At 68.7% G+C, this 24,895-nt stretch carries 26 protein-coding genes and 1 pseudogene; 20 read left to right on the top strand and 7 right to left on the bottom strand.

Annotated features, from left to right (window positions below):
* Positions 1–177 precede the first annotated feature (177 nt).
* The 6 genes and pseudogenes from AADV74_RS10015 to dnaB all read left to right on the top strand — a co-directional run bounded on the left by AADV74_RS10015 (position 178) and on the right by dnaB (position 4,476).
* The gene (locus tag AADV74_RS10015) at positions 178–540 is read left to right on the top strand and encodes a hypothetical protein (RefSeq protein ID WP_342113615.1); all 363 of its coding nucleotides are present in this window, start codon (positions 178–180) and stop codon (positions 538–540) included.
* A gap of 274 nt (positions 541–814) precedes the next feature.
* Positions 815–1,162, top strand: a pseudogene (gene rpsF / locus AADV74_RS10010) (30S ribosomal protein S6); the annotation flags it as partial.
* A gap of 131 nt (positions 1,163–1,293) precedes the next feature.
* Complete coding sequence (locus AADV74_RS10005) at positions 1,294–1,797, top strand: single-stranded DNA-binding protein (RefSeq protein ID WP_055823859.1); 504 nt, start codon at positions 1,294–1,296, stop codon at positions 1,795–1,797.
* Between the two features lie 67 nt (positions 1,798–1,864).
* Positions 1,865–2,125 (top strand): 30S ribosomal protein S18, encoded by a 261-nt coding sequence (gene rpsR / locus AADV74_RS10000; RefSeq protein WP_055823856.1) that lies wholly within the window; start codon positions 1,865–1,867, stop codon positions 2,123–2,125.
* 11 nt (positions 2,126–2,136) lie between these two features.
* Positions 2,137–2,589, top strand: a complete 453-nt coding sequence (gene rplI, locus AADV74_RS09995) for a 50S ribosomal protein L9 (protein ID WP_055823853.1) — start codon at positions 2,137–2,139, stop codon at positions 2,587–2,589.
* Positions 2,590–3,102: 513 nt separating this feature from the next.
* Positions 3,103–4,476, top strand: a complete 1,374-nt coding sequence (dnaB, locus tag AADV74_RS09990) for a replicative DNA helicase (protein ID WP_342113613.1) — start codon at positions 3,103–3,105, stop codon at positions 4,474–4,476.
* Positions 4,477–4,497: 21 nt separating this feature from the next.
* On the opposite strand, the gene AADV74_RS09985 is transcribed toward dnaB, so the two are convergent.
* Positions 4,498–5,775, bottom strand: a complete 1,278-nt coding sequence (locus AADV74_RS09985; RefSeq protein WP_342113612.1) for an NAD(P)/FAD-dependent oxidoreductase — start codon at positions 5,773–5,775, stop codon at positions 4,498–4,500.
* A 99-nt stretch (positions 5,776–5,874) separates the two neighbouring features.
* On the opposite strand from AADV74_RS09985, the gene AADV74_RS09980 reads away from it, so the two are divergent.
* Both AADV74_RS09980 and AADV74_RS09975 read left to right on the top strand, forming a co-directional pair.
* Positions 5,875–6,489, top strand: a complete 615-nt coding sequence (locus AADV74_RS09980) for an HdeD family acid-resistance protein (protein ID WP_342113611.1) — start codon at positions 5,875–5,877, stop codon at positions 6,487–6,489.
* A complete protein-coding gene (locus AADV74_RS09975; RefSeq protein WP_342113609.1) occupies positions 6,486–6,842 on the top strand; it encodes a hypothetical protein in 357 nt (118 codons plus the stop codon). The genes AADV74_RS09980 and AADV74_RS09975 overlap by 4 nt, the downstream gene beginning before the upstream one ends.
* 45 nt (positions 6,843–6,887) lie before the next feature.
* Here the strand turns inward: AADV74_RS09975 and purB are convergent, their stop codons facing one another.
* Positions 6,888–8,267 carry an adenylosuccinate lyase gene (gene purB / locus AADV74_RS09970; RefSeq protein ID WP_342113608.1) on the bottom strand — a complete coding sequence of 460 codons (1,380 nt, stop codon included), beginning with the start codon at positions 8,265–8,267 and terminating at the stop codon, positions 6,888–6,890.
* 144 nt (positions 8,268–8,411) lie between these two features.
* Between purB and AADV74_RS09965 the strand changes: the two genes are divergently transcribed.
* Positions 8,412–9,344: an aminoglycoside phosphotransferase family protein gene (locus tag AADV74_RS09965; protein ID WP_342113606.1), complete on the top strand. Its 933-nt coding sequence runs from the start codon at positions 8,412–8,414 to the stop codon at positions 9,342–9,344.
* Between the two features lie 9 nt (positions 9,345–9,353).
* Here AADV74_RS09965 and AADV74_RS09960 read toward each other — a convergent pair whose 3' ends face one another.
* Positions 9,354–9,872, bottom strand: a complete 519-nt coding sequence (locus tag AADV74_RS09960) for a low molecular weight protein-tyrosine-phosphatase (RefSeq protein WP_342113604.1) — start codon at positions 9,870–9,872, stop codon at positions 9,354–9,356.
* A 155-nt stretch (positions 9,873–10,027) separates the two neighbouring features.
* Here AADV74_RS09960 and AADV74_RS09955 point away from each other — a divergent pair, with 155 nt between their 5' ends.
* Together AADV74_RS09955 and AADV74_RS09950 are read left to right on the top strand one after the other, a co-directional pair.
* The gene (locus AADV74_RS09955; RefSeq protein ID WP_342113602.1) at positions 10,028–10,315 is read left to right on the top strand and encodes a hypothetical protein; all 288 of its coding nucleotides are present in this window, start codon (positions 10,028–10,030) and stop codon (positions 10,313–10,315) included.
* The gene (locus tag AADV74_RS09950) at positions 10,312–11,844 is read left to right on the top strand and encodes an alpha/beta hydrolase family protein (protein WP_342113601.1); all 1,533 of its coding nucleotides are present in this window, start codon (positions 10,312–10,314) and stop codon (positions 11,842–11,844) included. Before AADV74_RS09955 ends, AADV74_RS09950 begins: the two co-directional genes overlap by 4 nt.
* Positions 11,845–11,872: 28 nt before the next feature.
* On the opposite strand, the gene AADV74_RS09945 is transcribed toward AADV74_RS09950, so the two are convergent.
* Complete coding sequence (locus AADV74_RS09945) at positions 11,873–12,262, bottom strand: phage holin family protein (protein ID WP_342113600.1); 390 nt, start codon at positions 12,260–12,262, stop codon at positions 11,873–11,875.
* 56 nt (positions 12,263–12,318) lie between these two features.
* Between AADV74_RS09945 and AADV74_RS09940 the strand changes: the two genes are divergently transcribed.
* From AADV74_RS09940 to AADV74_RS09925, 4 genes are read left to right on the top strand one after another with little or no spacing between them, the layout of a single operon-like run.
* Positions 12,319–13,485 (top strand): histidinol-phosphate transaminase, encoded by a 1,167-nt coding sequence (locus AADV74_RS09940; protein WP_425287284.1) that lies wholly within the window; start codon positions 12,319–12,321, stop codon positions 13,483–13,485.
* A 4-nt stretch (positions 13,486–13,489) separates the two neighbouring features.
* The gene (locus AADV74_RS09935) at positions 13,490–14,623 is read left to right on the top strand and encodes a thiamine pyrophosphate-dependent enzyme (protein WP_342113599.1); all 1,134 of its coding nucleotides are present in this window, start codon (positions 13,490–13,492) and stop codon (positions 14,621–14,623) included.
* Positions 14,620–15,657: an alpha-ketoacid dehydrogenase subunit beta gene (locus AADV74_RS09930; protein WP_342113598.1), complete on the top strand. Its 1,038-nt coding sequence runs from the start codon at positions 14,620–14,622 to the stop codon at positions 15,655–15,657. The genes AADV74_RS09935 and AADV74_RS09930 overlap by 4 nt, the downstream gene beginning before the upstream one ends.
* A gap of 13 nt (positions 15,658–15,670) precedes the next feature.
* Positions 15,671–17,059 carry a dihydrolipoamide acetyltransferase family protein gene (locus tag AADV74_RS09925; protein ID WP_342113597.1) on the top strand — a complete coding sequence of 463 codons (1,389 nt, stop codon included), beginning with the start codon at positions 15,671–15,673 and terminating at the stop codon, positions 17,057–17,059.
* 107 nt (positions 17,060–17,166) lie between these two features.
* On the opposite strand, the gene AADV74_RS09920 is transcribed toward AADV74_RS09925, so the two are convergent.
* A complete protein-coding gene (locus AADV74_RS09920; protein ID WP_342113596.1) occupies positions 17,167–17,736 on the bottom strand; it encodes a GNAT family N-acetyltransferase in 570 nt (189 codons plus the stop codon).
* A gap of 280 nt (positions 17,737–18,016) precedes the next feature.
* Positions 18,017–19,003, bottom strand: coding sequence for an FKBP-type peptidyl-prolyl cis-trans isomerase (locus tag AADV74_RS09915; protein ID WP_342113595.1), 987 nt, complete (start codon positions 19,001–19,003; stop codon positions 18,017–18,019).
* A gap of 144 nt (positions 19,004–19,147) precedes the next feature.
* On the opposite strand from AADV74_RS09915, the gene AADV74_RS09910 reads away from it, so the two are divergent.
* The 5 genes from AADV74_RS09910 to AADV74_RS09890 are packed head-to-tail and all read left to right on the top strand — an operon-like array spanning position 19,148 to position 23,199.
* Positions 19,148–20,200, top strand: coding sequence for a metal ABC transporter substrate-binding protein (locus AADV74_RS09910; RefSeq protein ID WP_342113594.1), 1,053 nt, complete (start codon positions 19,148–19,150; stop codon positions 20,198–20,200).
* The gene (locus AADV74_RS09905; RefSeq protein ID WP_342113593.1) at positions 20,197–21,051 is read left to right on the top strand and encodes a metal ABC transporter ATP-binding protein; all 855 of its coding nucleotides are present in this window, start codon (positions 20,197–20,199) and stop codon (positions 21,049–21,051) included. Before AADV74_RS09910 ends, AADV74_RS09905 begins: the two co-directional genes overlap by 4 nt.
* The gene (locus AADV74_RS09900) at positions 21,051–21,992 is read left to right on the top strand and encodes a metal ABC transporter permease (RefSeq protein ID WP_342113592.1); all 942 of its coding nucleotides are present in this window, start codon (positions 21,051–21,053) and stop codon (positions 21,990–21,992) included. Before AADV74_RS09905 ends, AADV74_RS09900 begins: the two co-directional genes overlap by 1 nt.
* A complete protein-coding gene (locus tag AADV74_RS09895) occupies positions 21,992–22,807 on the top strand; it encodes a metal ABC transporter permease (RefSeq protein WP_342113591.1) in 816 nt (271 codons plus the stop codon). The genes AADV74_RS09900 and AADV74_RS09895 overlap by 1 nt, the downstream gene beginning before the upstream one ends.
* Complete coding sequence (locus AADV74_RS09890; RefSeq protein WP_342113590.1) at positions 22,804–23,199, top strand: Fur family transcriptional regulator; 396 nt, start codon at positions 22,804–22,806, stop codon at positions 23,197–23,199. The genes AADV74_RS09895 and AADV74_RS09890 overlap by 4 nt, the downstream gene beginning before the upstream one ends.
* A gap of 7 nt (positions 23,200–23,206) precedes the next feature.
* Here the strand turns inward: AADV74_RS09890 and gad are convergent, their stop codons facing one another.
* Complete coding sequence (gene gad / locus AADV74_RS09885; protein WP_342115135.1) at positions 23,207–24,547, bottom strand: glutamate decarboxylase; 1,341 nt, start codon at positions 24,545–24,547, stop codon at positions 23,207–23,209.
* Positions 24,548–24,895: the final 348 nt, after the last annotated feature.

Raw genomic sequence — 24,895 nt, 5'->3', positions numbered from 1 at the left:
CCGTGACGCCGAGAGGGTCGGTTCCGGCCGATTCCGGCGTTGAATCGCGTCGAGATGGCCGGATGCGACCCTCTCGCTCGAGGATGACGGCTCCCCCACCGGCAGGCGTGCCGCGGCGCAGTCCACAAGGTGGGCGATCGACTGGTCGAGCGCGCTGCGCCGCGGCAGCATCGCCGGATGGACGAACGGTTCTCGATCGGCGCACCACCGGTGTCGATCGGTGGCGCCCCGCCACCGGACTCAGCATCGGCCCGCACCCTCCGACGCCACGCGAGCGCGGGGTCGAGGGTGCGGCTGCGGCCGGGAGCCTTCGCGCCGGCCGACTGGTGGGCCGAGGCGACATCGGCCCAGAGGCTCGCCGCCCGCATAGCCGCAGTCAGCCGGACGCGGATGCACGAACCGGTGTTCTCCCATGAATCGGCAGCTCTCCTCCGGGTGCGGATGCATCGCCCGCGCGGCGCACGATGGGGCTGGGCGATCGCTGTCGACCCGGCGCTCCTGCGACAGCAGCTCCTGACGGCGGGCCTGCGTCTCCGGTGATCCCGGTGATCCCGTCGAGGCGAGGGGGGACGCATCCGGCCACTTGTCGGCCGACACGAGTGGAATCTGGCCGGATCTGACCCTCTCAACGCCGGGAGCCTGACTGGGAGTTCGGGGCGGATGGCCGTCCCGAGGTGCGCTGAAGCGCCGCATCCGTTACTCTGGGAAGGTTGCCCGTGTGCCGCGATTGTGCGGCCTCCACGAATCAACACATGCACAACCCTCCTGTTGCAGAAATACTGCAGCCGTTCAGTCCGAAGGAGGTGGGTTAGTCATGCATCAGTACGAATTGATGGTCATCCTCGATCCCGAGATCGATGAGCGCACCGTCGCTCCGAGCCTCGACAAGTTCCTCAATGTGGTGCGTAACGATGGTGGATCCATCGACAACGTCGACATCTGGGGCCGTCGTCGTCTCGCCTACGAGATCAACAAGAAGAACGAGGGCATCTACGCCGTCGTCAACTTCACCGCAGAGCCGGCCACCACGTCGGAGCTCGACCGCCAGCTGGGTCTCAGCGAAGCAGTCATGCGCACCAAGGTGCTCCGCGCCGAAGAGGGCATCGCCCAGGTCGCAGCCGCCAAGAAGCTCGCCGACGAGAAGGCCGCCCGCAAGGCTGCCAACCCGAAGGCCGTCGTCGACGCGAAGCCCGAGGCAGCGGCTCCCAAGGCTGAGGCTCCCAAGGCCGAGGCTCCCAAGGCCGAGGCTCCCAAGGCTGACGCCGCCAAGGTCGAGAAGGACGCCTAGTCCCCATGGCCGGCGAGACCGTAATCACCGTGGTGGGCAACCTCACTGCAGACCCCGAACTGCGTTACACGCAGGGCGGACTGGCGGTTGCCAACTTCACCATCGCATCCACTCCTCGCAGCTTCGACCGTGCGTCGAACGAGTGGAAGGATGGCGAGGCTCTGTTCCTGCGCGCGAGCGTCTGGCGTGAATTCGCCGAGCACGTCGCAGGGTCCCTCACCAAGGGTTCCCGTGTCATCGCTTCCGGGCGTCTCAAGCAGCGTTCCTACGAGACGAAGGAAGGCGAGAAGCGCACCAGCTTCGAGCTCGAGATCGACGAGATCGGTCCTTCCCTCCGGTACGCCACCGCGTCGCTGACGCGCGCGCAGTCGTCTGGACCTCGTGGTGGAGGCGCCCCCGCTGGCGGCTCCGACGAGCCGTGGGCACCGAGTGCACCCGCAGCCGCCGCTTCCGGTGGTTCGGATGTCTGGGCCACCCCGGGCAGCTACAGCGACGAGACCCCCTTCTAGGCCGACAGGCCTGACACGGATGCCGCTTTCGGCATCCGCGCAGAATTACTTCAACTAAGGACTAACAATGGCTGGAAAGAGCAGCGGCGACCGCCGCAAGCCGCTCCGCGGAGGCAAGGGCAAGAACGCCGCGCCCGCAAAGAGCATCCGCGTCGGCGTCATCGACTACAAGGATGTCGCGACGCTTCGCAAGTTCATCTCCGAGCGTGGAAAGATCCGCGCCCGCCGTATCACCGGCGTCTCCGTGCAGGAGCAGCGCCTCATCGCCCGTGCCGTCAAGAACGCCCGCGAGATGGCCCTGCTGCCGTACGCCGGCAGCGGCCGCTAAGGAGCACCGACATGTCAAAACTCATTCTGACGCACGAGGTCACTGGCCTCGGAACCGCCGGTGACGTCGTCGAGGTCAAGAACGGCTACGCCCGCAACTACCTCATCCCCCAGGGCTTCGCAGTTTCGTGGAGCCGCGGTGGCGAGAAGCAGATCGAGCAGATCAAGGCGGCTCGCGCCGCTCGCGAGCTCGCGACGCACGACGAGGCAGTCGCCCTCAAGAACGCCCTCGAGGGCACCAAGGTCAAGCTCGTCGTGAAGGCGGGTGCCGAGGGACGCCTCTTCGGCTCCGTCAAGACCGCCGATGTCGCCGACGCTGTGGCCGCTGCCGGCCTCGGTGCCATCGACAAGCGCAAGGTGGAGTTCTCGAACCCTATCAAGTCGGTCGGCGAGCACCAGGCGACCGTTCGTCTCTTCGACGAGCTGTCGGCCACGATCACCCTTCAGGTGGTCGCCGCCAAGTAAGGCTGCGAACACCTCGGTGTAGCGACGGGCTCAGGCCCGTCGCTACACCTGTTTAAGGGGATTGCACAAGCTCGATGAGGCCCCAATGAGCCGGAGTTACCCCCAATTCTGTGCACAGGGCTGTGCGGAGCCGGGCGACCTTCATGCAGTGATTCAAGCAACTTTCCACACACAGGTGTGCACTACTTGAAATCCTGATCAAACTGGAAATAGCTGCGAAAATTAGTTTGCCATCCACAGCTGTTTCCACAGGCTTTGCACATGCAGCGCGGCGTTTCGCCCACGTTTCCCACAGCGTTGTCCACAGGGCGAGTTGAGGCATTCGGATGGCGACCGTAGTGTTGGCCATCGCCGTCGATTCCGGCGGTCTCGACCGGCTACGAACAGCGGTGGTCCGCACTGTCGGCGGGTGCTGTTCTGATGGTCTGAGAACGCCTCTCCGGGCGCTCCCACCGGCCCGAGAAGTGAACGCCGCTGCACCGGCACACCGAAGCATCATCCTGGAGGTACCGCGTGTCGATCGCCCACCTTGGACTCGCCGAACCGTGGGACGGCGAAGACGCTCGGAAGGCCGAACGCACTCCCCCGCACGACCTGCTCGCGGAGCAGAGCGCCCTGGGTGGCATGCTGCTCTCGAAGGACGCCGTCGCCGACGTCGTGGAGTCGGTTCGGGGCAATGACTTCTACGTTCCGAAGCACGAGCTCATCTACGACGCCATCCTGTCGCTGTACTCGCACGGCGAGCCCACAGACGTCATCGCGGTCACCGACGAGCTCTCCAAGACCGGTGAGCTCTCCCGCGCCGGAGGCGCCGAGTACCTCCACACGCTCACGGCGCTCGTGCCCACCGCGGCGAACGCCGGCTACTACGCCGAGATCGTCGCCGAGCGTGCCCTGCTCCGCCGCCTCGTCGAGGCAGGCACCCGCATCGTGCAGATGGGCTACGCGGCCGAAGGCGAGCCGCTCGACCTGGTCAACAACGCCCAGGCCGAGATCTACGCCGTCAACGGCAACACCGAGACCGAGGACTACGTTCCGCTGACGGATGCCGTCACGGTGGCCATCGACGAGATCGAGGCCGCCAAGCACACCGATGGCAAGATGACCGGCGTTCCCACCGGCTTCGCCGACCTCGACGACCTCACCAACGGTTTCCACCCCGGCCAGATGATCATCGTCGCCGCTCGTCCGGCTCTCGGAAAGTCGACGCTCGCCCTCGACTTCGCCCGTGCCGCCGCCATCGGCCACGACATGCCCACCATCTTCTTCTCGCTCGAGATGGGGCGCTCCGAGATCGCCATGCGTCTGCTCGCGGCCGAGGCATCCGTTCCGCTGCAGAGCATGCGCAAGGGCACCGTCGACTCGCGCGACTGGACCACGATCGCCTCGACCCGCGGCCGCATCAACGACGCCCCGCTCTACATCGATGACTCGGCCAATCTCACCCTCGTCGAGATCCGCGCGAAGTGCCGGCGCCTGAAGCAGCGCATCGGCCTCAAGATGGTCGTCATCGACTACCTCCAGCTCATGACGAGCGGCAAGCGCGTCGAGAGCCGCCAGCAGGAGGTCTCGGAGTTCTCGCGTGCGCTCAAGCTGCTCGCGAAGGAGCTCCAGGTGCCCGTCATCGCCCTCTCGCAGCTCAACCGTGGGCCCGAGCAGCGCGCCGACAAGCTGCCCGCCATCTCCGACCTCCGAGAGTCCGGCTCCATCGAGCAGGACGCCGACATGGTCATCCTGCTGCACCGCGAGAGCGCCTACGAGAAGGACAACCCGCGTGCCGGCGAGGCGGACCTCATCGTCGCCAAGCACCGTAACGGCCCGACCCGCACTGTGACCGTGGCCTTCCACGGTCACTTCTCGCGCTTCGCGGACCTGGCGCAGGCGTAGCTCAGGCGCTGCCGGGCCGCGCTACGGCGCCGTCAGTCCGAATTCTGCGAGAACGGCCAGCGCCGCGCGCTCGCCCGACACCAGGGCACCCTGGATCGAGGCGGTGTCGCGGTGGTCGCCCGCGACGAAGACTCCAGCCCTCACGCGTGACGGCTGCCGCGTCCGCAGCGGCGACGGCTGGGCGGGCAGGGCGTTCGAGATGTCGTCGCGCCGCAGGAGTTGCCAGGCGGCGGCATCAGTGCCCCAGATCTCGCCGAGCTGGCGGCGGACGTCCGCTTCGCGCGGCGCGGCATCCGAGCGTGAGCTCGCTTCATCCGGCAGCAGGCAGGTGGCCTCGATGAGATGGCGGCCCGGAGGGGCGTAGCTGGGTGCCGCGTTGGAGATCACGACGGTGTTGACCACGGGGCCGTTGCGGCGTCCGTCGACGGCGAGCATCGCGGATGCCGTGGGCGGGGTGTCGGCGGCGAACCACCACGTCTGCAGGCCCTTCGTGGCCGGGCGCGGCAGGTCGAGCAGCCCCGCGACGGCGTCGGGACCGACGGCGACCACGACGGCACGGGCGCGCACTGTGTCGCGGTGCTCCACCTCGACCTCGACGATGCCGTTCCGAGGGGTGATCTCCCGCACCCGCGCCTCGAGATGCAGGTCAGCGCCTGAGTCCGTCGCGGAGCGCGCGAGCTGGGCTGGCACAGCCCCGATGCCCGCTTCGGGCAGGCCGGGGGCGCCGACGATGAACATGCGCACGAGGAGACGGGCGAACGAGTCGGATGTCTCACCCCGGTCGTCTGCGAGAACACCCGCCAAGAAGGGCTCGAGGACCTCGGTGCGCAGCGGGCCGCGGAGGCCGACGCGGTTCCATCCCTCGCGCAGCGTGCGATCCGCTCCGGCGATGACGGCGCGGGGCCGGAGCAGCACCGGGGTGACCCAGCGAACGAGGGCGGCGGTGTCTCGCGGGGTGAGCAGCCCACTGCGTAGGGAAGCGGGCAGGGAGAGCGGATGCCGCACCGGATGCCTGAGCTCGACGCTCCCTGACTCTCGCCGCACCCGCACCCCGACCGGGAATGGCCGCATCCGCAATGCGTCGACATCCATCCAGCGCTTGACGGCGGGATAGGCGGGGTTCAGCACGTGGAACCCGCGGTCGAGCTGGAACCCGTCGATCACGTCGGTGCGCTCACGCCCACCGACCCCGTCCTGCGCCTCGAGGACGACGACGTCGAGTCCGGACTCTGCGAGACGCACAGCGCATCGCAGGCCGGCCAGGCCTGCACCGATGATGACGACGTCGTGTGCGTCCACGGTCCCACGATAGGTGCGCAGGCGCGGAAGGACGGCCGCCGCGGCGCGATTAGACTGGAACCTGAATCCCCCTCTGATCGACAGACGAAAGGTCGCTGCGTGGCCCACACGGATGCCGTCGCCTATTCAGCGCGGTATTGGATCGTCCCCGTGGTGCGAGCCGTCCTCGCGTTCCTTCCCGCGATCGCGATCACCTTCATCCCGGACCACTCGGCCGACTTCGGTCTCCTGGTCTTCGGGTGCTGGGCGCTGGTGTCAGGCGTCGTCCTGGGAGCCCTCGCGCTGCGCACCCTGTCAGGTCTTGCGCGCACGCTGTTCCTCGTGAACGGGATCGTCTCGGCCGTCGCCGGCCTCCTGGCGCTCAGCTTCCAGGGTGCCGGCCTCCCGCTCTACCTTTACCTCGTCAGCGTGTGGGCTGCCATCACGGGCTTCGTCGAGCTGTACGCCGGCATCCGTGAGCGCGCTCGGTCGGAGCGTGCGGCCGGCGTTCGCCGGTCGGATGCCCGTCCGAGCGTCGCCCGCGACTGGATCACCGGTGGCGCCCTCACCGCGATCTTCGCCATCGCCTACCTGCTGTTGCCGCCCAACGCCGTCGTATCCGTCGGCCTGCTCGGCGCCTACCTCGTGATCCTCGGCGTCTACCTCGCCATCGCGGGGTTCTCCCTCAAATGGGACGGCGCCCGCGTCACCCCCGAAACCGAAGAAGTCGTATGAGCCAGCCCCCCGTTCCCCAGCCGAGCCGCCGCGACGTGCTCCGTCCGCTCGAGATGGTCGGAGGCGCGGCCATCGCCGCCGTGTTCCTCGGACTGGTCGTGCTCATGGTCACGCGGGAACCCGTCCTCGCGGCGATCGGTGCCGGATCGGTGTTCATCATCGTGCTCGTGGCTCTCGCGATGTTCGCGATCACGCTGAAGCCCGACGAGGCCGAGACCGCCGACATCGCCGAGCAGAACAGCGGAGCGGCTCTCGCGAGCGACTCGACACCCGGACCCCTCAACGATGCGGGCACGGGCACGGGCACGGGCAACGGCACCGACGACGAGACCCCCAGCACCCGCGGGCACTGAGGGTCTCGACCTGCATGTCGGCCGGGGCTGATCCCGGCCCAGCACTCAGTTCAGGTAGTCGACCAACTCCGAGGCCAGCCCCACGTATCCTGCCGGCGTGAGCTTAAGCAGGCGGGCCTTTGCGTCGTCACCGATGTCGAGCCCCGAGACGAACTCCGCCAGGTCGGCTGCGCCGATGCGGTGACCGCGGGTCAGGTCCTTGAGCTTGGCGTATGGGTCCTCGATCGATGAACGACCGGCGGCGACCTCCGCGCGGATGACGGTCTGCACCGCCTCGCCGAGCACCTCCCAGTTGCCGTCGAGATCGGTGGCCAGGACCTCTTCGGCCAAGGCGATCTCGCGCAGGCCTCTCTGGATGTTGTCGAGCGCGAGCAGCGAGTGTCCGAAGCCGACGCCGATGTTGCGCTGGGCGCTGGAGTCGGTGAGGTCGCGCTGCAGGCGGCTGGTCACCAGCGTGGCCGCGAGTGAGTCGAGCACCGCCGACGAGAGCTCGAGGTTGGCCTCGGCGTTCTCGAAGCGGATCGGGTTGATCTTGTGCGGCATCGTCGACGAGCCCGTGGCACCGGCGACGGGGATCTGCCTGAAGTAGCCCATCGAGATGTAGGTCCAGATGTCCGTGGCCAGGTTGTGCAGGATGCGGTTGGCGTGCGCGATGCGGCCGTAGAGCTCAGCCTGCCAGTCGTGCGACTCGATCTGCGTCGTGAGCGGGTTCCAGTCCAGACCGAGGCCCTCGACGAACTCGCGGGAGATGGCACGCCAGTCGGCATCCGGGTCTGCAGCGAGGTGGGCGGCGAACGTGCCCGTGGCCCCGGAGAACTTGCCCAGGTAGTCGGATGCCTGCACCTGCGCCGAGACGCGGGAGAGGCGGTGGGCGAACACGGCGAGCTCCTTGCCCATGGTGGTCGGCGTGGCGGGCTGACCGTGGGTGCGCGCGAGCATGGGCACCGCACGGTGCTCGACGGCCAGGGCAGTGATGGAGTCGATGACGGCGGCGAGCTTCGGCTGCCACACCGTCGTGACGGCGTCGCGCACGATCAGCGCGTAGGAGAGGTTGTTGATGTCCTCGCTCGTGCACGCGAAGTGCGTGAGCTCGGCGATGGCGTCGAGGCCGAGCTCGTGCAGGGCGTCGCGCACGAAGTACTCGACGGCCTTCACGTCGTGGCGGGTGCGAGCCTCGTGGGCGCCGATCGCGTCGATGGAGGACTGGTCGAACTCGCTCGCGAGGGCACGGAGCGCCGACTTGTGCGCATCCGTCAGCGGGGAGGATCCGAAGAAGCCGCGGTCGGTCAGGTAGATGAGCCACTCCACCTCGACGTGCACTCGGGCCCGGTTGAGGCCCGCCTCCGAGAGGAACTCGCCCAGTTCGGAGACGGCGCTCTGGTAGCGGCCGTCGAGCGGGCTGAGGGGCTGGGCGGGCAGGCTCATGGGGATCCCTGTCTGAGTTCGGGAGGGGAAGATGGTGTCGAGAGCCGGCGGTGCCGGGCAGCGACCCCACCATCATCCCAAGAAAGCGTGGGCATCCCAAAGGCGCTGCTGCCATGCTGGCCGTAGCGCGGTCACGCCGAGACCGTGGAGAGGGGAATCGCTGTGCCGGATGCTCCGGATGCCGACATCGCCGTCGATCCGCACCTCGTCGAGCGTCTCGTGCGCGGCCAGCGCCCCGACCTGGTCGGCCCGCTCCAGCTCGTGGCGAACGGCTGGGACAACGCCGTGTTCCGATTGGGGGATGATCTGGCGGTGCGGATGCCGCGACGCACCACGGCGGCCCACCTCATCGAGCACGAACAGGAGTGGCTGCCGTCGATCGCCGCGCGCGTGCCCGTCGCGGTTCCGCTGCCGGTGCACGCCGGGGAGCCGACCGCTGAGTTCCCCTGGCCGTGGTCGATCGTGCCGTGGTTCGAGGGGCGGTCTGCGGCATCCGTCGCCCCGGCGTCACGAGAGGGCATCGCGCGGACGCTCGCGGACTTCGTGCACGCCCTTGCCGTACCGGCGCCGGGCAACGCTCCGCACAACCCCTATCGCGGCGTTCCGCTCGCCGATCGCGAGGAGGTCGTGTGGGACAGACTCGCGGGGCGCCGCGTGGAGCGGGCCGCTGAGCTCGCGGTGCTGTGGGACCACCTCGTGCAGGTGGAGCCGTGGGCCGGGCCTCCGCTCTGGGTGCATGGCGACCTGCATCCAGCGAACATCGTGGTGACGGACGCCGCTCCCGAGGCAGCGGGTGTCGATCCCGCGGCGCTCGTCGCCGTCGTCGACTTCGGCGACCTCACTGCGGGCGATCCGGCGACGGACCTCGCCGTGGCCTGGCTGGCCTTCGACGCCGTCGGGCGGGCGGCGTTCCGGGCGCGGATCGACGAGCTCGGGCCACGAGATGAGGCGACGTGGCAGCGGGCCCGGGCCTGGGCGCTGGTGTGGGCGACGGCCGTGGCCGAATCCACCGATGGCGACGGACCGATCGCGGCGATCGGCAGGCACGCCGTGACCGAGGTGCTGCTGGAGGAGTGAGGTGCTGGGTCAGCCGCGCTGCCGCAGTGCCGGCGCGAGCTGCCGGAACAGGGCGGCGGTGGCGCGCTCGATCATGACGAGCACGGCGTCGAACATGGCCCGGTCCGAGTAGTACGGGTCGGGCACGTCGCGCAGGGCGGCCTGCTCGGGGTCGAAGCTCAACAGCATGCGCACCTTGTCGCGCTGGTCGTCGTTCTGCGCCCAGTTGCGCAGGATCCTCTCCTGCGATCCGTCGAACACGACGATGAGGTCGTAGTCGTCGAAAGCGAGCGGATCGAACTGCCTGGCGCGATGCTGGGAGCCGTCGAGGCCGTGCTCGCTCAGCGCGGCGATGGTGCGCTCGTCAGCCTGCTCCCCCACATGCCAGTCGCCGGTGCCGGCCGACGACACCTGGATCTGGGCCGTGAGCCCCGCGCGCGCCACCTGTTCGCGCATGGCGACCTCGGCCATGGGCGAACGGCAGATGTTGCCGGTGCACACGAACGAGATGCGGAACGGCGTCGAGTCGTCCGTGGAACCAGCGGGCATGGCACCATTCTGGCCGACTGCGGCACTTCTGCACAGGGTCGGAGTACGGCCGGTCGCCCCCCGATCGGGATGATCGGCCCTGGGGAAGCCGCCGTCGAGGCACGATCGAAGCGGTGCGCGGTGCGCGGTGCGCTCACGAGCCGGGATGGTGACCAATGCTGATGGGTGGCACGGATGCTCTCCTCACGCCGGCCGAGCGCGCCGATCTCGAGACGCAGGCCACCGTGCTGGCGAGGCTGCGGGCCGAGGTCGACGAGGCGATCGTGCGCGCGGTCCTCGAACCCGGCGTCTGGAACTCCCCCGCACGGGAGGCGTGCGCGGTCAGGGTCGACGAGCTCCGCGCCGGTCTCCGCATCCTGCTGGCAACGCTCGATGACGCGGGTGAGCAAGTGCGTGCTCGGCTGGCCGGCATCGATGCCCTTGATAGGTACGGAGCGGGATGAGCTCGCAGCCTGACGGACCGGCCCCTCTGTCGGGCGGACCACTGGTCATCTCCGGTGCCGGGTCGACGGCGGTGGCGACCGACGAGCTGTTCGCCCTGTCTGCGCGGTTGCGTTCCGTCGCGGCATCAGGAGAGCAGTGGGTCGATGCGCTCGGTACCCTCGGCTGGCTGAGCGGATCCGACCGACTCACGGGGGTGTTGGAGGAGGCCAGGGAGGCCGCCGGCCTCGTGGCCGCCGACGCGAGCGACATCGCGGACGCCCTGGACCGCTCGGCCGAGGGCTACGGCGAGATGGAGCGCCGCGGCGCAGCCATGCAGCAGACGCTCGGCGGACTGCTCGGCTGGGTGGGCGGCTTCCTCGCCGTCGGCATGCTGCCTGCGCTGGCCTGGGGCGCGGGCCTGCTCGCCGTAGACATCGTGCTGGCGTGGTTCTTCGTGCAGGGCGTGAACCGCCTGCTGGGTCGGCCGATCGACGACCCGTCGGAGTGGCTGGAGCGCAACAGCGGGGTGCTCAACTCCCCCCAGAGCGTCGCGCTGGTGCGCATGCTGGTCTCCTCCGTCGACGATGCGGCCGGTGGTGTCGCCCGGCTGCCCTATCCGCTCGCTCGGGCGCTCGGGGATGCCGGCCTCGACGTGCTCGGGGTCGGCTCGTCGGCGTTCGGCATCACCGTGCTCGGCGGACTGTTCGGTGTCGTGCGCGAGACGCCGGTGCGGGTCGGCCAGGTCGGAGCCGACGGCTCACGGCTCCCGACCCGCACTCGTCGAGGAGCGATGATCGGCCCGACGGCCGGGGCTGTCGTCGCCGCTCCCGCCAGCGTCACCGAGCTGCTCGAGCGGGTTCCACGCGCGGAGCCCGATGTTCCCCAGGTGCGCGTCGAGCGCTACGGCACCGATGACGCCCCGCAGTGGGTGGCGTACATCGGCGGCACGGTCTCCTGGGCGGTGGCGGGATCCACCGAGCCCTGGGACCTCACCTCCAACGTGCACGCCGTGGCCGGCACCGATTCCGGCTCCTACCGCGCCGTGCTCGACGCGCTAGAGCAGGCCGGCGTTCGCGAGGGAGATCGCATCGTGGCCGTCGGGCATTCGCAGGGCGGCCTGCTAGCGGCGCAACTGGTCTCGGATGACAGGTACACGGCCTCCGGGCTGGTGACGGCCGGCGCTCCGATCGCGCAGCTCGCCGTGCCTGCTGACGTGCCGACGCTGCAGCTCGAGCACAGCGACGACATCGTGCCGGCGCTCGGCGGCTACGGCGACGCCGACCGGTCGCCCGAGCACCTCGTGGCCCGCCGCGAGTACCTCGCGCACCGAGTCGATCCCGTCGATGGCATGGTGCCCGCTCACGCCCTCGACTCCTATCGGGAGACTGCAGCCGTGGTCGACTCCTCCGACGAGCCGCGCCTCGTCGCCCTGCGCGAGCATCTGGCCGGCGTCATCACGGGAGTGGGCGGGGGCGCTGCCGGATCGAACACAGGGCCCGACTCTGCGGCATCCGGAACCGCCACGTGGTGGCGGGGCGAACGGCGCTGAGGCGGGCCCTGGGATCAGAGGATCGAGGTCATTCGGCGTGACGCGGGCGGATGAAGATGCCCAGGATGCTGGCGATGATCGAGAGCACGAGTGCTCCCAGCACGGCCCACCAGAAGTTGTCGACGGTGAGGCCGAAGCCCATGAGGCTGCTGATCCAGGAGACGAGCAGCAGGAGCAGGGCGTTGACGACGAGCGAGATCAGGCCGAGCGTGAGGATGTAGAGGGGGAACGCGACGATGCGGATGGCCGTGCCGATGATTCCGTTCACCAGGCCGAAGATCAGCCCGATGATCAGGTAGGTGAGCACGGTTCCCACCGCGGTGTCCTCGTAGGGCGTCATGTGCACGCCGCCGTAGACGATCAGCGTGGTCAGCCAGAGGGCCAGAGCGTTGACGATGAGACGCAGGAGGAATGCCATGGCACAACTATGGCATCGAACATCCGCGGGCCACGGGCATTTCCTGCGCGAATCGCATGCCCACCGCGGAATCGGCCGTGTCTAGACTCGACTGCGTGACCGCTGCAACGCCCCCCTCGAACGCCGCGCCGTCCGCCGGCATCCGCCTGCGTCCGGAGATCGCCGCGCTTCCCGCCTACAGGCAGGGCCGCGCGGCCGCGCCCGACGGGTTCAAGCTGTCGAGCAATGAGAATCCCTACGACCCGCTGCCTGGCGTCGCCGACGCCGTCGCCGCGGCGTCGGACTTCAACCGCTACCCCGATGCCAGCGCTCTCGCCCTGCGCGAGAAGCTCGCCGAGCGTTTCGGTCGCACGGCAGACGAGGTGCACATCGGTGCCGGGTCGGTGGCGCTGCTCTCCCAGCTCATCCTGGCGACATCAGGTCCGGGTGACGAGGTCGTCTACTCCTGGCGTTCCTTCGAGGCCTACCCCGGCCTCGTCACCGTCGCCGGAGCCACGAGCGTGCAGGTCCCCAACCGTGCCGATCACTCCCACGACCTGGTCGCGATGGCTGCTGCGGTGACGGATGCCACCCGCCTCGTCATCGTCTGCTCACCCAACAACCCCACCGGAACCATCGTCTCGGCCGAGGAGTTCTCGGCCTTCATCTCCGACATCCCCGAAGACGTGCTCGTCGTGCTGGACGAGGCCTACGCCGAGTTCGTCACCGAACCGCGTGCAGTCGACGGTGTCCCCCTGCTGGCACGGCATCAGAACCTCGTGGTGCTGAGAACGTTCTCGAAGGCCTACGGCCTGGCCGGCCTGCGCATCGGCTACGCCCTCGGTCCGGTGGCCGTGCTCGACGCGGCCCGCGCTACGGCGATCCCGCTCTCGGTGACCGGGCAGGCCTCGGCCGCGGCGATCGCGTCGCTCGACGCCGAAGACGAGCTGCTGGAGCGCGTGCGCCACATCGTCGCCCGCCGCGACGCCGTCTACGGAGGTCTTCTCGAACAGGGCTGGGACGCCCCGAAGCCGTCGGGCAACTTCATCTGGTTGCCGACTGGCGAGCACACGACCGCGGCGGCCGAGCGCCTGTTCGAGGCGGGGCTCGTGGTGCGCGCCTTCGCCCCTGAAGGCATCCGCGTGTCTATCGGAGAGGAAGAATCGGTGGAGAAACTCCTACAGATCTCCGAAGAGATTGTGCGCTCTCTACCAGAAGGGCACTCCGCGCGGCGGATAGCGTAGAGAAATGGCAGCCAACTCGAACGACTTCAGCGTGCCGACTGTGCAGCTGCTCGCGCCGGATGGAACCTTCGCCCCGAACGAGGCGGCCGAGGAGTTCGTGCCCTACTTCGAACGTCTCACAGACGCCGACCATGAGCGCCTGTACCGCGAGATGGTGGTCATCCGGCGCTTCGACCGCGAGGCGGCGAACCTGCAGCGCCAGGGACAGCTCGCCCTCTGGGTTCCGAGTCACGGACAGGAGGCCGCCCAGGTGGGGTCGGCCCTCGCCACCCGCCCGCAGGACCACATCTTCCCGTCCTACCGCGAGCACGTCGTGGGCAAGATGCGTGGGCTCGACGTCGTCGACATCCTGCGGATGCTGAAGGGTCTCACCCTCGGAGGCTGGGTTCCCGAGGAGAACGGCAACTTCCATCTCTACACGCTCGTGCTCGCATCCCAGACGCTGCACGCGACCGGCTACGCCATGGGCATGCAGTTCGACGGCGCCACGGCGACGGGCGACCCCGAGCGCGACGAGGCGGTGATCGTCTACTTCGGTGATGGCGCGTCATCGCAGGGCGACGCCAATGAGGCGCTGGTCTTCGCCGCGAGCTACCAGACCCCGCAGGTGTTCTTCCTGCAGAACAACGGCTGGGCCATCTCGGTGCCGGCGAGCCGCCAGTCGCGCACGCCGTTCGCGCTGCGCGGCCACGGCTTCGGCATGCGTTCGAACCGCATCGACGGCAACGACGTGTTCGCCAGCTACGCCGTCACGGCGAAGCACCTCGATGACGCGAGGGCCGGACACGGCCCCGCACTGATCGAGGCGATGACGTACCGCGTCGGCGCGCACACGACGGCCGACGACCCCACCAAGTACAGGCTCGACGCCGAGCTCGCCGACTGGGTCGCGAAGGACCCGATCGTTCGTCTCAAGGCCTACCTCGAGAATCGCGGCGTCGCGCAGTCCTTCCTCGACGATGTCGAGCAGGAGGCGGCCGACTTCGCCTCCGACGCGCGTAAGCGGGCGCTCGAGGTCGTGGCCCCTGACCAGGACGTCATCTTCGACAACGTCTACGCCGAGGCGAACGCGACTCTCGTCGAGGAGCGAGCGTGGTTCGAGGCGTACGAAGCATCCTTCGAGGAGGCGCAGTCATGACAGACACCGACACCAGGCCCGCGGCATCCGTGACCGAGTCCGGCGCCCGCCGCACCGGATCCGACAACCTGCCCCTCGGCAAGGCCATCACCGCCGGCCTCCGCCAGGCGATGCTCGACGACCCCAAGGTCCTCATGATGGGCGAGGACATCGGCCCACTCGGCGGCGTCTTCAGGGTGACGGAGGGGCTGATCCAGGAGTTCGGCGACAAGCGCGTGCTCGACACCCCTCTCGCGGAGTCCGGCATCGTCGGAACCGCAATCGGGCTCGCCATGCGCGGCTACAGGCCGGTCATCGAGATCCAGTTCGACGGCTTCATCTTCCCGGCGTTCGACCAGATCACCACGCAGCTGGCGCGCATGCGCAACAGGCACGAGGGCGGCGTGACCATGCCGGTCGTCATCAGGGTGCCCTACGGCGGGCACATCGGCTCGATCGAGCACCACCAGGAGAGCCCGGAGGCGTACTTCGCGCACACTCCCGGCCTGCGCGTGGTCAGCCCGTCGACGCCGAACGATGCCTACTGGATGATCCAGCAGGCCATCCGAAGCGACGACCCCGTGTTGTTCTTCGAGCCGAAGAGTCGCTACTGGCCCAAGGGCGCAGTCGACTTCGACAGCGAGCCCACTCCCCTGCACGCCACCCGCGTCGTGCGCCAGGGATCCGACGTCACCGTCGTCGGTCATGGGGCGATGGTCACCACGCTGCTCGAAGCCGCGGACATCGCCGCCGAGGAGGGCACGAGCCTCGAGGTCATCGACATCCGTTCGATCTCCCCGCTCGACTACGGCCCCATCCTCTCCTCGGTAGAGAAGACCGGGCGTCTCGTCGTCGCGCAGGAGGCCTCGGGCTTCGTGAGCGTCGGATCCGAGATCGCCGCCACTGTCGCCGAGCGTGCCTTCTACCTGCTGCAGGCCCCGGTTCTGCGGGTGTCCAGCTACGACACCCCATTCCCGCCTGCTGCGGTCGAGACGCAGTTCCTGCCGAGCCCCGACCGGGTGCTCGAGGCCGTCGACCGCGCCCTGGCGTACTGAGAGGCTGCACCTGATGAGCGACCTGACCTTCCGCCTGCCGGATGTCGGCGAAGGACTGACCGAGGCCGAGATCGTGCAGTGGCGCGTCTCCCCCGGCGACACCGTGGCCGTCAACGACGTGCTCGTCGAGATCGAGACGGCGAAGTCGCTGGTCGAGCTGCCGTCGCCGTATGCCGGCGTCGTCGGGGCGCTGCTCGTGGCCGAGGGCCAGACAGTCGACGTCGGCACTGCGATCATCACGGTGGGGACGGATGCCGCAGGCGGGGGCGCGTCGCCCGCTGGCGCGCCTGCTCCCGCCGCCGCTGCGCCCGCTGCGACACCGGTCGATGCGGTTACCGGCTACACGCTCCCCTTCTCGGCCTCCGCATCCGAGGCCGAGAAGCCCGAACCGATGCTCGTCGGTCACGGCAGCTCAGCGGGCGGCGGCACGCGTCGCCGGCGCACCCGCACGGCCCCGACCCCGCACGAGCACCTGGCGCCCGCGCCCGTCCACCAGACGACCGCGACCCCGCTGGAGCGTCCCCTGCATGCGGCATCCGTCGGCCCGGTGCTGGCGAAGCCGCCGATCCGCAAGCTCGCGAAGGACCTCGGCGTGGATCTCTCGATCGTCACGCCCACTGGGCCCGTCGGCGATGTGACCCGCGACGACGTCATCCGCGAGGCCAGCCAGGTGAGTGTCTTCCGCAACATCCAGACACCCGAGTGGCCCGACATCCGCGAGGAGCGCATCCCGGTCAAGGGCGTGCGCAAGATGATCGCCCAGACCATGGTCAAGAGTGCGTACAGCGCGCCGCACGTGAGTCTGTTCGTCGACGTCGACGCCACCCGCACCATGGAGTACGTGAAGCGGCTGAAGGCGGGCACCGACTACGCCGGCATCCGCATCTCCCCGTTGCTCGTCATGGCGAAGGCCATCATCTGGGCCGTGCGTCGCAATCCCACGGTGAACGCGCAGTGGACCGACGAGGAGATCATCGTCAAGCACTACGTCAACCTGGGCATCGCAGCGGCTACCCCGCGCGGACTCATCGTGCCCAACGTCAAGGACGCCCAGTCCATGAGCATGGTGCAGCTGGCCTCAGCGCTCGAGCAGCTCACCATCACGGCACGCGAGGGCAAGACCAGCCCGGCGCAGATGGCCGGCGGCACGATCACGATCACGAACATCGGCGTCTTCGGCATGGACACGGGCACGCCCATCCTGAACTCCGACGAGGTCGGCATCGTGGCCCTCGGCACCATCAAGCCCAAGCCGTGGGTCGTCGACGGCGAGGTGCGCGTGCGCCAGGTCACCACGATCGGTGCGTCGTTCGATCACCGAGTGGTCGACGGTGATGTCGCCAGCCGCTTCCTCGCCGACGTCGCGTCGATCATCGAGGAGCCGGCGCTCCTGCTCGAGTAGCATGTGCGTGTTCCGTCCGCGCGGCGTTGCTGCGCTGCTGGAACTCTCGCGCGCTGCGCTTTTTTCAGGCGCGCCGCTCAGAAACGACAGCGCGAGGAGCCTGCGGGCTACTCCTCGTGCGCCTGCAGACGCCTCTCGTAGACGACGGATGCCGCCGACCGGGCGACCTCCGTCATGCCGGCCTTCACCATCACACGCTGCGATGCGATGTTGTCGGGGGTGGTGTCGGCGCGGGCTACGAGCGCTCCCAGTGCGGCTGCCATGTGCAGCGCTGCGATGACGGCCTCGGTCGCCAGCCCGGCGCCGCGGGCGCCCGGGATCAGGCCGTAACCGAACTCGACGGTGCCGCCGAGAGTACCGCCGGGAGTGTCGCCGCCGTCTGCGTCGAGGGTGGCGTCCTCGCCCGTGCCATCGGCGGCGGCATCCGGTGGCCCGAAGAAGCCCAGTCCGCCGATGGCCTCACCCGTCGCGCGCAGCCGTACGACGTAGGGCCCGAAGGGTGCGGGGTCGCCGTGCTCGGCGCTGATGCGCAGGTACAGGCGGGCGACGTCGAGCTCGTCGGCGAACGGGTAGCCGTCGGCCCAGAGGTCGGAAGCGGCGGGTACGCCGGCCAGCAGTCGCTCGGCGATGTCGACGGTGTACGGCTCGAGGATGAGGCGCGCGGTGAGGATGGGCATCGCCTTCCAGCGTACGCACGCGACCGGCCGGTGGCGCTGCTGCGCTGTTGGAACTCGGGCGCGCCGTCGATATTCGAGGCGCGCCGCTCAGAAACAGCAGCGCGGCGAGCCTGGGGTGGGATGCGGCGAGCCCGGGGAGGCTCGCGGCGAGCCCGGGGACTCGCGGCGAGCCCGGGGAAGAGTGCGGCGGAGGCGGGCCGGCGGCCGGGACGACGAAGCCCCCGCCGTTCTTGGGAACGACGGGGGCTGACGTCTGGCCGCGACGTGGCCGACTGGCCGACTAGCTCGTCGCGAGGATGTCGATCACGAAGACGAGGGTCTCACCGGCGAGCTCGGCCGTGTTGCCGTCGCTCTTCTCGCCGTAGCCGAGTGCCGGTGGGATGACGACGACGACCTGCGAGCCGACGGTCTGGCCGGCGATGGCCTGGGCGAAGCCGGGAACGACGCCGGAGAGGGCGAACGAGCTCGCGCCGCGGCCCCAGCTCTGGTCGAAGATGGAGCCGTCCGACCACTTGGTGCCCTGGTACTGCACGGTGACCGTGGCGTCGTCGGCGACGACGGCGCCGTCGCCCTTCTTGAGCACGCCGATCTTCAGCTCGGTGGGGGCGTCACCCTCGGGCAACGTCACGGCGGGGGTGCCGTCGTCGGCGAGCTTCACCGTCGGGAGACCCTCGGGTGCGGGCTGGTCGGCGCCCCACGCCTTGCTCGGCACGACGTCCTTGACGTCGACGACAACGACGAGCGAGTCGTCGGCCGTGATCTCGAGGTCGGCGTTGCCCGTGGTGCCGAAGGCGTCGGCCGGCGGGATGACCGAGACGACGCGCGAGCCCTCCGTGACGCATCCGATCGACTTGGCGAGACCGGCCATGAGCGAGTCGACGCTCGCGGTGAAGGTGGGAACCACTCCCCCGTCGTACCCGGCGGCGTCGATGCGCTCGCCGGTGGTGCCGTTGAACACCACGTACGAGACTGAGGCGCTGCCGCCGGCCTCGAGCTCGTCACCATCGCCCTTGACGACGACTGTGCGCTCCGTCTGCGAGGAGGTGAGGCCCTTGTCGAAGGTGGCGGTGGGCTCGGCCTTCAAGTCGGTCGAGACCTTCACGGCGTCGGATGCCTTGCCGGAAGGAGTCGCGCAGACGTCGACGTCTGCGGCAGCGGCTGCTGTGGATGACGACGGGGTCGGCGAGTCGTTCGAGCAGGCCGCAAGGGTGGCGACGAGCGCAACGGCGGCGAATGAGGCGAGAACGGGCGCAGTGCGACGACGCATGAGTCACTTTCGATAGAGGGCGTGAGCAGCGACAGGCTATCGGGCGCAGCGGTGAGGCGGCTGGCAGGTGGCTGGCAGACCGCTATGGCAGCTCCGCCCTGATGGTTTTGACAATCATTATCAATAGCGGCTACGGTCGATGATGTGAAGAGACGCAGCAGAGTGACAGTGGCCATCGCGACCGCGATCGGCGCGACCCTGATGCTCTCCGGATGCATCGGGGACGACAACGGACTCGGCGGAGTGGGAGCGCAACTCGGCACGCTCAAGGTCGTAGCCACGACCACCCAGGTGGCCGACTTCACCCGGGAGGTCGCGGGGGATGGGGCATCCGTCACCCAGCTCATCCAACCGAACCAGAGCGCTCACAGCTACGACCCGTCGGCGGCAGACCTGATGGCGCTGTCGAAGGCCGACATCCTGGTGCAGAACGGTGCCGGCCTCGAGGAGTGGCTCGACGACGCCGTCGAGGCGTCGGGCTTCAGCGGTGTCACCGTCGACTCGAGCACCGGCATCGAGCTCGACGAGACGGATGCAGACCACGACGAACACGCAGGCGAGACCGAGGCCGAGCACGCCGAGCACACCGACGAGGCCGACGACCACGGTCACGACCACGCCGCAGGCAACCCGCACATCTGGACCGACCCGAAGAACGCCGAGCAGATGGTGGAGACCATCATGACGGCCCTCAGCACCTCGTACCCGGCCAAGGCCGCCGACTTCCGCGCCAACGCCGACGCCTACATCGCCAAGTTGACGGCCCTCGACGACTGGTCGCGCACCAACATCGACACGGTGCCAGAGGCCGAGCGCCTGTTCGTGAGCAACCACGACGCCTTCAGCTACTTCGTCGACGCCTACGACATCGAGTACGTCGGCAGCGTCATCCCGAGCTTCGACGACAGCGCCGAACCCAGTGCGGCCGAGATCGACGAGCTCGTCGCCGACATCAAGGCCACGGGAACGAAGGCCGTGTTCTCCGAGACCTCGCTCTCGCCCAAGACCGCGAACACCATCGCCAGGGAAGCCGGCGTCGAGGTCTACTCCGGCGACGATGCCCTCTACGGAGATTCGCTGGGCCCGGCCGGCAGCGACGGCGCCACCTACATCGCCGCGCAGTTGCACAACGTGCGCATGCTCCTGCGGTCGTGGGGCGTGGAACCCACCGCGCTTCCGGCATCATTGCAGGAATGACCGACGTGACGGGTGGCGAGCAGGCGGCGATGGCCGGGGGAGCGACGGATGCGTCGGCTCCGGTGCTGTCGTTGCACGACGCCGCGTTCTCCTACGGCGGCACGCCAGCCATCCACGGCGTCAGCGTCGACGTGCACGCGGGCGAGGCCGTCGCCCTCATCGGCCCGAACGGCTCGGGCAAGTCGACCCTGCTGAAGGGCCTGCTCGGCCTGATCCCCGTGACCGCTGGTCGCTTCGAGGCCTTCGGTGCCGTGCGCAGCGGACTGACCAGTGGTCAGGCGGAGGCCGCAGCCCGCCGCTCGCGGCGCGATATCGGCTACCTGCCGCAGAGCGACGAACTCGACCCCGAGTTCCCCATCTCGCTCGAGCAGGTCGTGATGATGGGCCGCTACCGCGCTCTCGGCTACTTCCGCTGGCCAGGACGCGCCGATCGTGCCGCCGTGACCGACGCCCTCGTCACCGTCGGGCTGTCGCATCGCGCGAAGGCCCGCTTCGGCGAGCTGTCCGGCGGACAGCAGCAGCGTGGTCTGCTCGCTCGCGCGCTCGCATCTGGACCCCGTCTCCTCCTCCTCGACGAGCCGTTCAACGGACTCGACCAGGCCAACCGCGATGCCCTCGTCGAGACGCTGCGACTGCTGAAGACGCGAGGCGTCGCCGTGATCGTCTCGACGCACGACCTCGAGCTCGCCCGCGACGTCTGCGACATCGTGCTGCTGCTGAACGCCGAGCAGGTGGCGTGCGGACGAACCGCCGACGTGCTCACCCTGCCCAACGTGCAGGCCGCCTTCGGCGAAGTGGGCGTGGAGGTCGACGAGCACACCCTCGTCGTTCCCGGCCACGAAGGTCACTGATGGGCGACATCCTCGTCTCCTGGTTCGTGGAACCGTTCTCGCTCCCGTTCATGGCGCGCGCCCTCGGCATGTTGCTGGCGCTCGCCGTCGTGGCGGGCGTCGTCGGCGTGATCGTGAACCTGCGCGGCCTCGAGTTCATCAGCGACGGCCTCACCCACGCGGTGTTCCCGGGCATCGCGATCGGCTTCGTCGCCGGCGGCCGTGACGGTCTGTTCCTCGGAGCCATCGTCACGGCTGTGGTCGCCGCCGTCGTGCTGACCCTGCTCACTCGCAGTGGCGTCGCCTCCGACGCCGCCATCGCGATCGTGCTCACGGGCTTCTTCTCCGTGGGCGTGCTGGTGGTCTCGCGCCAGACCGACTACGCCGGCCAGCTCGATGCCCTGCTGTTCGGCCGTCTCCTGACGGTGACGGATGCCGACCTCTGGCGAACCGTGGCGCTCTGCGTCGTCGCGCTCCTTGCCGTGCTGGCAACGCTGCCTGGCCAGCTGTACCGCGCCTTCGATGGGCGGGGGAGTGAGGCGTCGGGATTCCGCCCGCTGCTGAACGACCTCATCCTCACCTGTTCGATCGCGCTCGTGGTGGTCGCGGCGTCGAGCGCCGTCGGCAACCTCCTGGTGCTCGCCGTGCTCGTGGTGCCCGGCGCCGTCGGCCGACTGCTCACCCGTCGGCTCTGGCGGCTGTTCCCCCTCGGTGCGGCGGTGACGGCGCTCGCCGCCTGGATCGGACTCGGCATCGGCTTCGGCGTCTCGGTCGACGGTGGCATCAGCCTTCCGGCCGGAGCCACCGTCGTCGTGACGCTCGTGTGCCTCTACGCCATCGTGCTGCTCGGCCGGCTGGGCGTGGACAGGATCCGGGGCGTGACGGTAGTGCGAGATGGGCGTGACGGCGTACGCGACGAGGACCGGGGCGGCATCCGCGGATCCGCAGAGGTGAACGCCTGATGGGTTACTTCGAGCAGGCCCTGATCGCCGCGGTGGTCATCGGCGCCTCCAGCGGACTCGTCGGCACCATCGTGGTGCTGCGCAAGAGAGTCTTCTTCGCGCAGGCGCTCACGCACGCCACCTTCCCCGGTGCCGTGGCCGCCGCGCTCATCGGCATCAGCATTCCCCTCGGCGCCGCCCTCGCGAGCATCGTGATCGTCGGCATCATGGCGCTCATCAGTCGGGTGCGCAGGCAGGGCACGCAGGTGGCTGCAGGCATCGTGCTCACCGCGGGCTTCGCTCTCGGTGCCGTGCTGCAGGCGCTCAACCCCGGGGTACCGATCGAGATCGAGTCGTTCCTCGTCGGCTCCATCCTCTCGGTGAGCAGCTCCGACGTGATGCTGGCGACGACCGTGCTGCTCGTCACCGTGCTGGCGCTGCTCGTCTTCGGCAAGGAGTTGGTGTTCCAGACTTTCGACCGGCGGGGCTTCGCCGCAGCCGGCTACCGCGAGTGGCCGATGGAGCTGCTCGCCCTCGTGCTGATCACAGCCACCGTCGTCACCGCCATGCCGGCGGTCGGTGCGATCCTCGCGATCGCCCTGATCGCTGCGCCGGCGGCCGCCGCGCGCATCGTCGCACCGTCGCCGCGCTGGATGTTCGTGATGGCGCCTCTCATCGGGGCGGCATCCGGAATCATCGGCGTCGTGCTCTCACGGGTCGCTGACGTGGCCGCCGGCCCCACCATCGCGCTCGTGGCGGCCGGGTTCTTCCTGCTGGCCCTGCTGGTGAAGCGGATGCCGCGGCTAGGCTGGAGAACCGGAGTGGAGACAGTATGAAGCGCAACACCTGGCAGCGCGAGGCCGTGCGCGAGGCTCTGGACACCTCCGGCGGATTCATCAGCGCCCAAGGCCTGCATTCGGCCCTCCACGCCGGCGGATCGCCGATCGGACTGGCGACCGTGTACCGCGCCCTCTCGGATCTCGCCGATCAGGGCGAGGCCGACTCGCTGCAGTCGCCGGACGGCGAGAGCCTGTACCGCGCGTGCTCGACGACTGGCCACCATCACCACCTCATCTGCCGCAACTGCGGGCTCACGGTGGAGATCGGCGCCGACGAGGTCGAAGCGTGGGCCAAGCGGGTGGCGGGTGAGCACGGCTTCACCGAGGCCGCCCACGTCGTCGACGTGTTCGGGCTGTGCGCGAGCTGCTCCGCCCGCGACATCCCCTGACGGGCGGCTAGTGAGTGAACGAGGAGACCAGACCCTCGGTCGGCATGGGGGATTCGAGGCGGTCGAGGTAGCTGACGGCCTCCCTGATGTCGAGCATCAGCGACTCCGCGAGGTTGCGGCTCAACCCGTTGCGCACGACGATGCGCTGCACGACGAGATCCGAGATGTCATCGGGCATCGGATAGGCGGGGATGAGCCAGCCCTTCAGCCGCAGGCGCTCCGACAGGTGATAGAGATTCCAGTTCTCGGTGTAGCCCTTCTTCAACTGCCAGGCGAACACCGGGATGTCCGTCCCGTCGTTCCAGAGCTCGAACGCGTCGATCGTGGCGATCTCTCCGGAGAGGTAGACAGCCACGTCCTGTGATGCCTGCTGCACCTTGCGGTACCCGTCCCATCCGAGGCGGAGGAAGAGGTAGTACTGCAGAAGCACCTGAGCGCCGGGACGCGAGAAGTTGAGCGCGAACGACGGCATGTGGCCGCCGAGGTAGGTGACGTCGAAGACGAGGTCGCTCGGCAGGTCGTCGATGGTGCGCCACACGACCCAACCGAGACCGGGGAAGACGAGACCGTACTTGTGGGCCGACGTGCTGATGGAGACGACGCGTTCGACCCTGAAGTCCCACTCGAGGTCGGGCTGCAGGAACGGCGCGATCATGCCGCCCGATGCGCCGTCGACGTGGATCTTCACGTCGAGGCCCGTCTTCTCCTGAATGGCATCGAGCGCCTTCGCGATCTCGGCGACAGGCTCGTACATGCCGGTGTAGGTCACGCCCATGATGGCGACGACACCGATGGTGTTCTCGTCGACGTATTTGTCGAGGTCGTGGCCGTCGAGCACCTTGTGGTCGTCGGAGATGGGCACGTACCGCGCCTCGACGTCCCAGTAGTTGCAGAACTTCTCCCAGCACACCTGCACGGCGCTCGAGAGAACGAGGTTCGGCTTCTCGGTCGACTTGCCCTGCGCTTTCCTGCCCTGTTGCCAGCGACGCTTCATCGCCAGGCCGCCCAGCATGCACGCCTCGGATGAACCGATCGTCGACGTGCCGATCGCCCCCTCGGAACTCGGCGCATTCCAGAGGCTGGCGATCATCTTCCAGCAGCGCGTCTCTATGGCGGCCGTCTGCGGGTACTCGTCCTTGTCGACCATGTTCTTGTCGGCGGACTCGGAGTACAGCTTGGCGGCGTAGGGATCCATCCAGGTGCCGACGAACGTCGCCAGGTTCAGGCGGGCGTTTCCGTCGAGCATGGCCTCGTCGTGAACGATCTGGTAGGCGGTCTCGGGGAAGGATTCCGAGGCGGGGAGCCGGTTGAGCGGGAAATCGGTCGCCTCACCCTCTCTGGCGAACATCGGGTTCAGCTGGTTGCGCCCGCTGATCCCTGTGAAGGCGTGCGTCGAGTCGTCCGGATGCACCTTGGCGTCGCCGGGTACACGTGCCGCGCTCTTCGAGTCGAGATCGTCCATTGCCGGTTCCCCCTAGGGATCGTCCGCGCGTAGTTGCGACGGCCAGCCATCGGCAGCCAGGCGAGGTGAGTGGGTGGAGCATGCTGGGTGGTGCACTTCTGAGTGAATCTCAGCCGTACCGTCTCGTTCTACTCTCCTCGGAGGAGATGAGTCAACACTCGCGCGATGAACGTCGAATCATCAGGCCGAAGCGGATTTTCCCGTTGGCCGCAGGTTTCAGTGAGGGCTATGGTC

Origin of the sequence: Leifsonia stereocauli, assembly GCF_038432415.1 — a bacterium.
Taxonomy (GTDB): domain Bacteria; phylum Actinomycetota; class Actinomycetes; order Actinomycetales; family Microbacteriaceae; genus Orlajensenia; species Orlajensenia stereocauli.
Note: the sequence above shows the minus strand (reverse complement) of the source record. Positions and strands in the feature narration are given on the sequence as shown.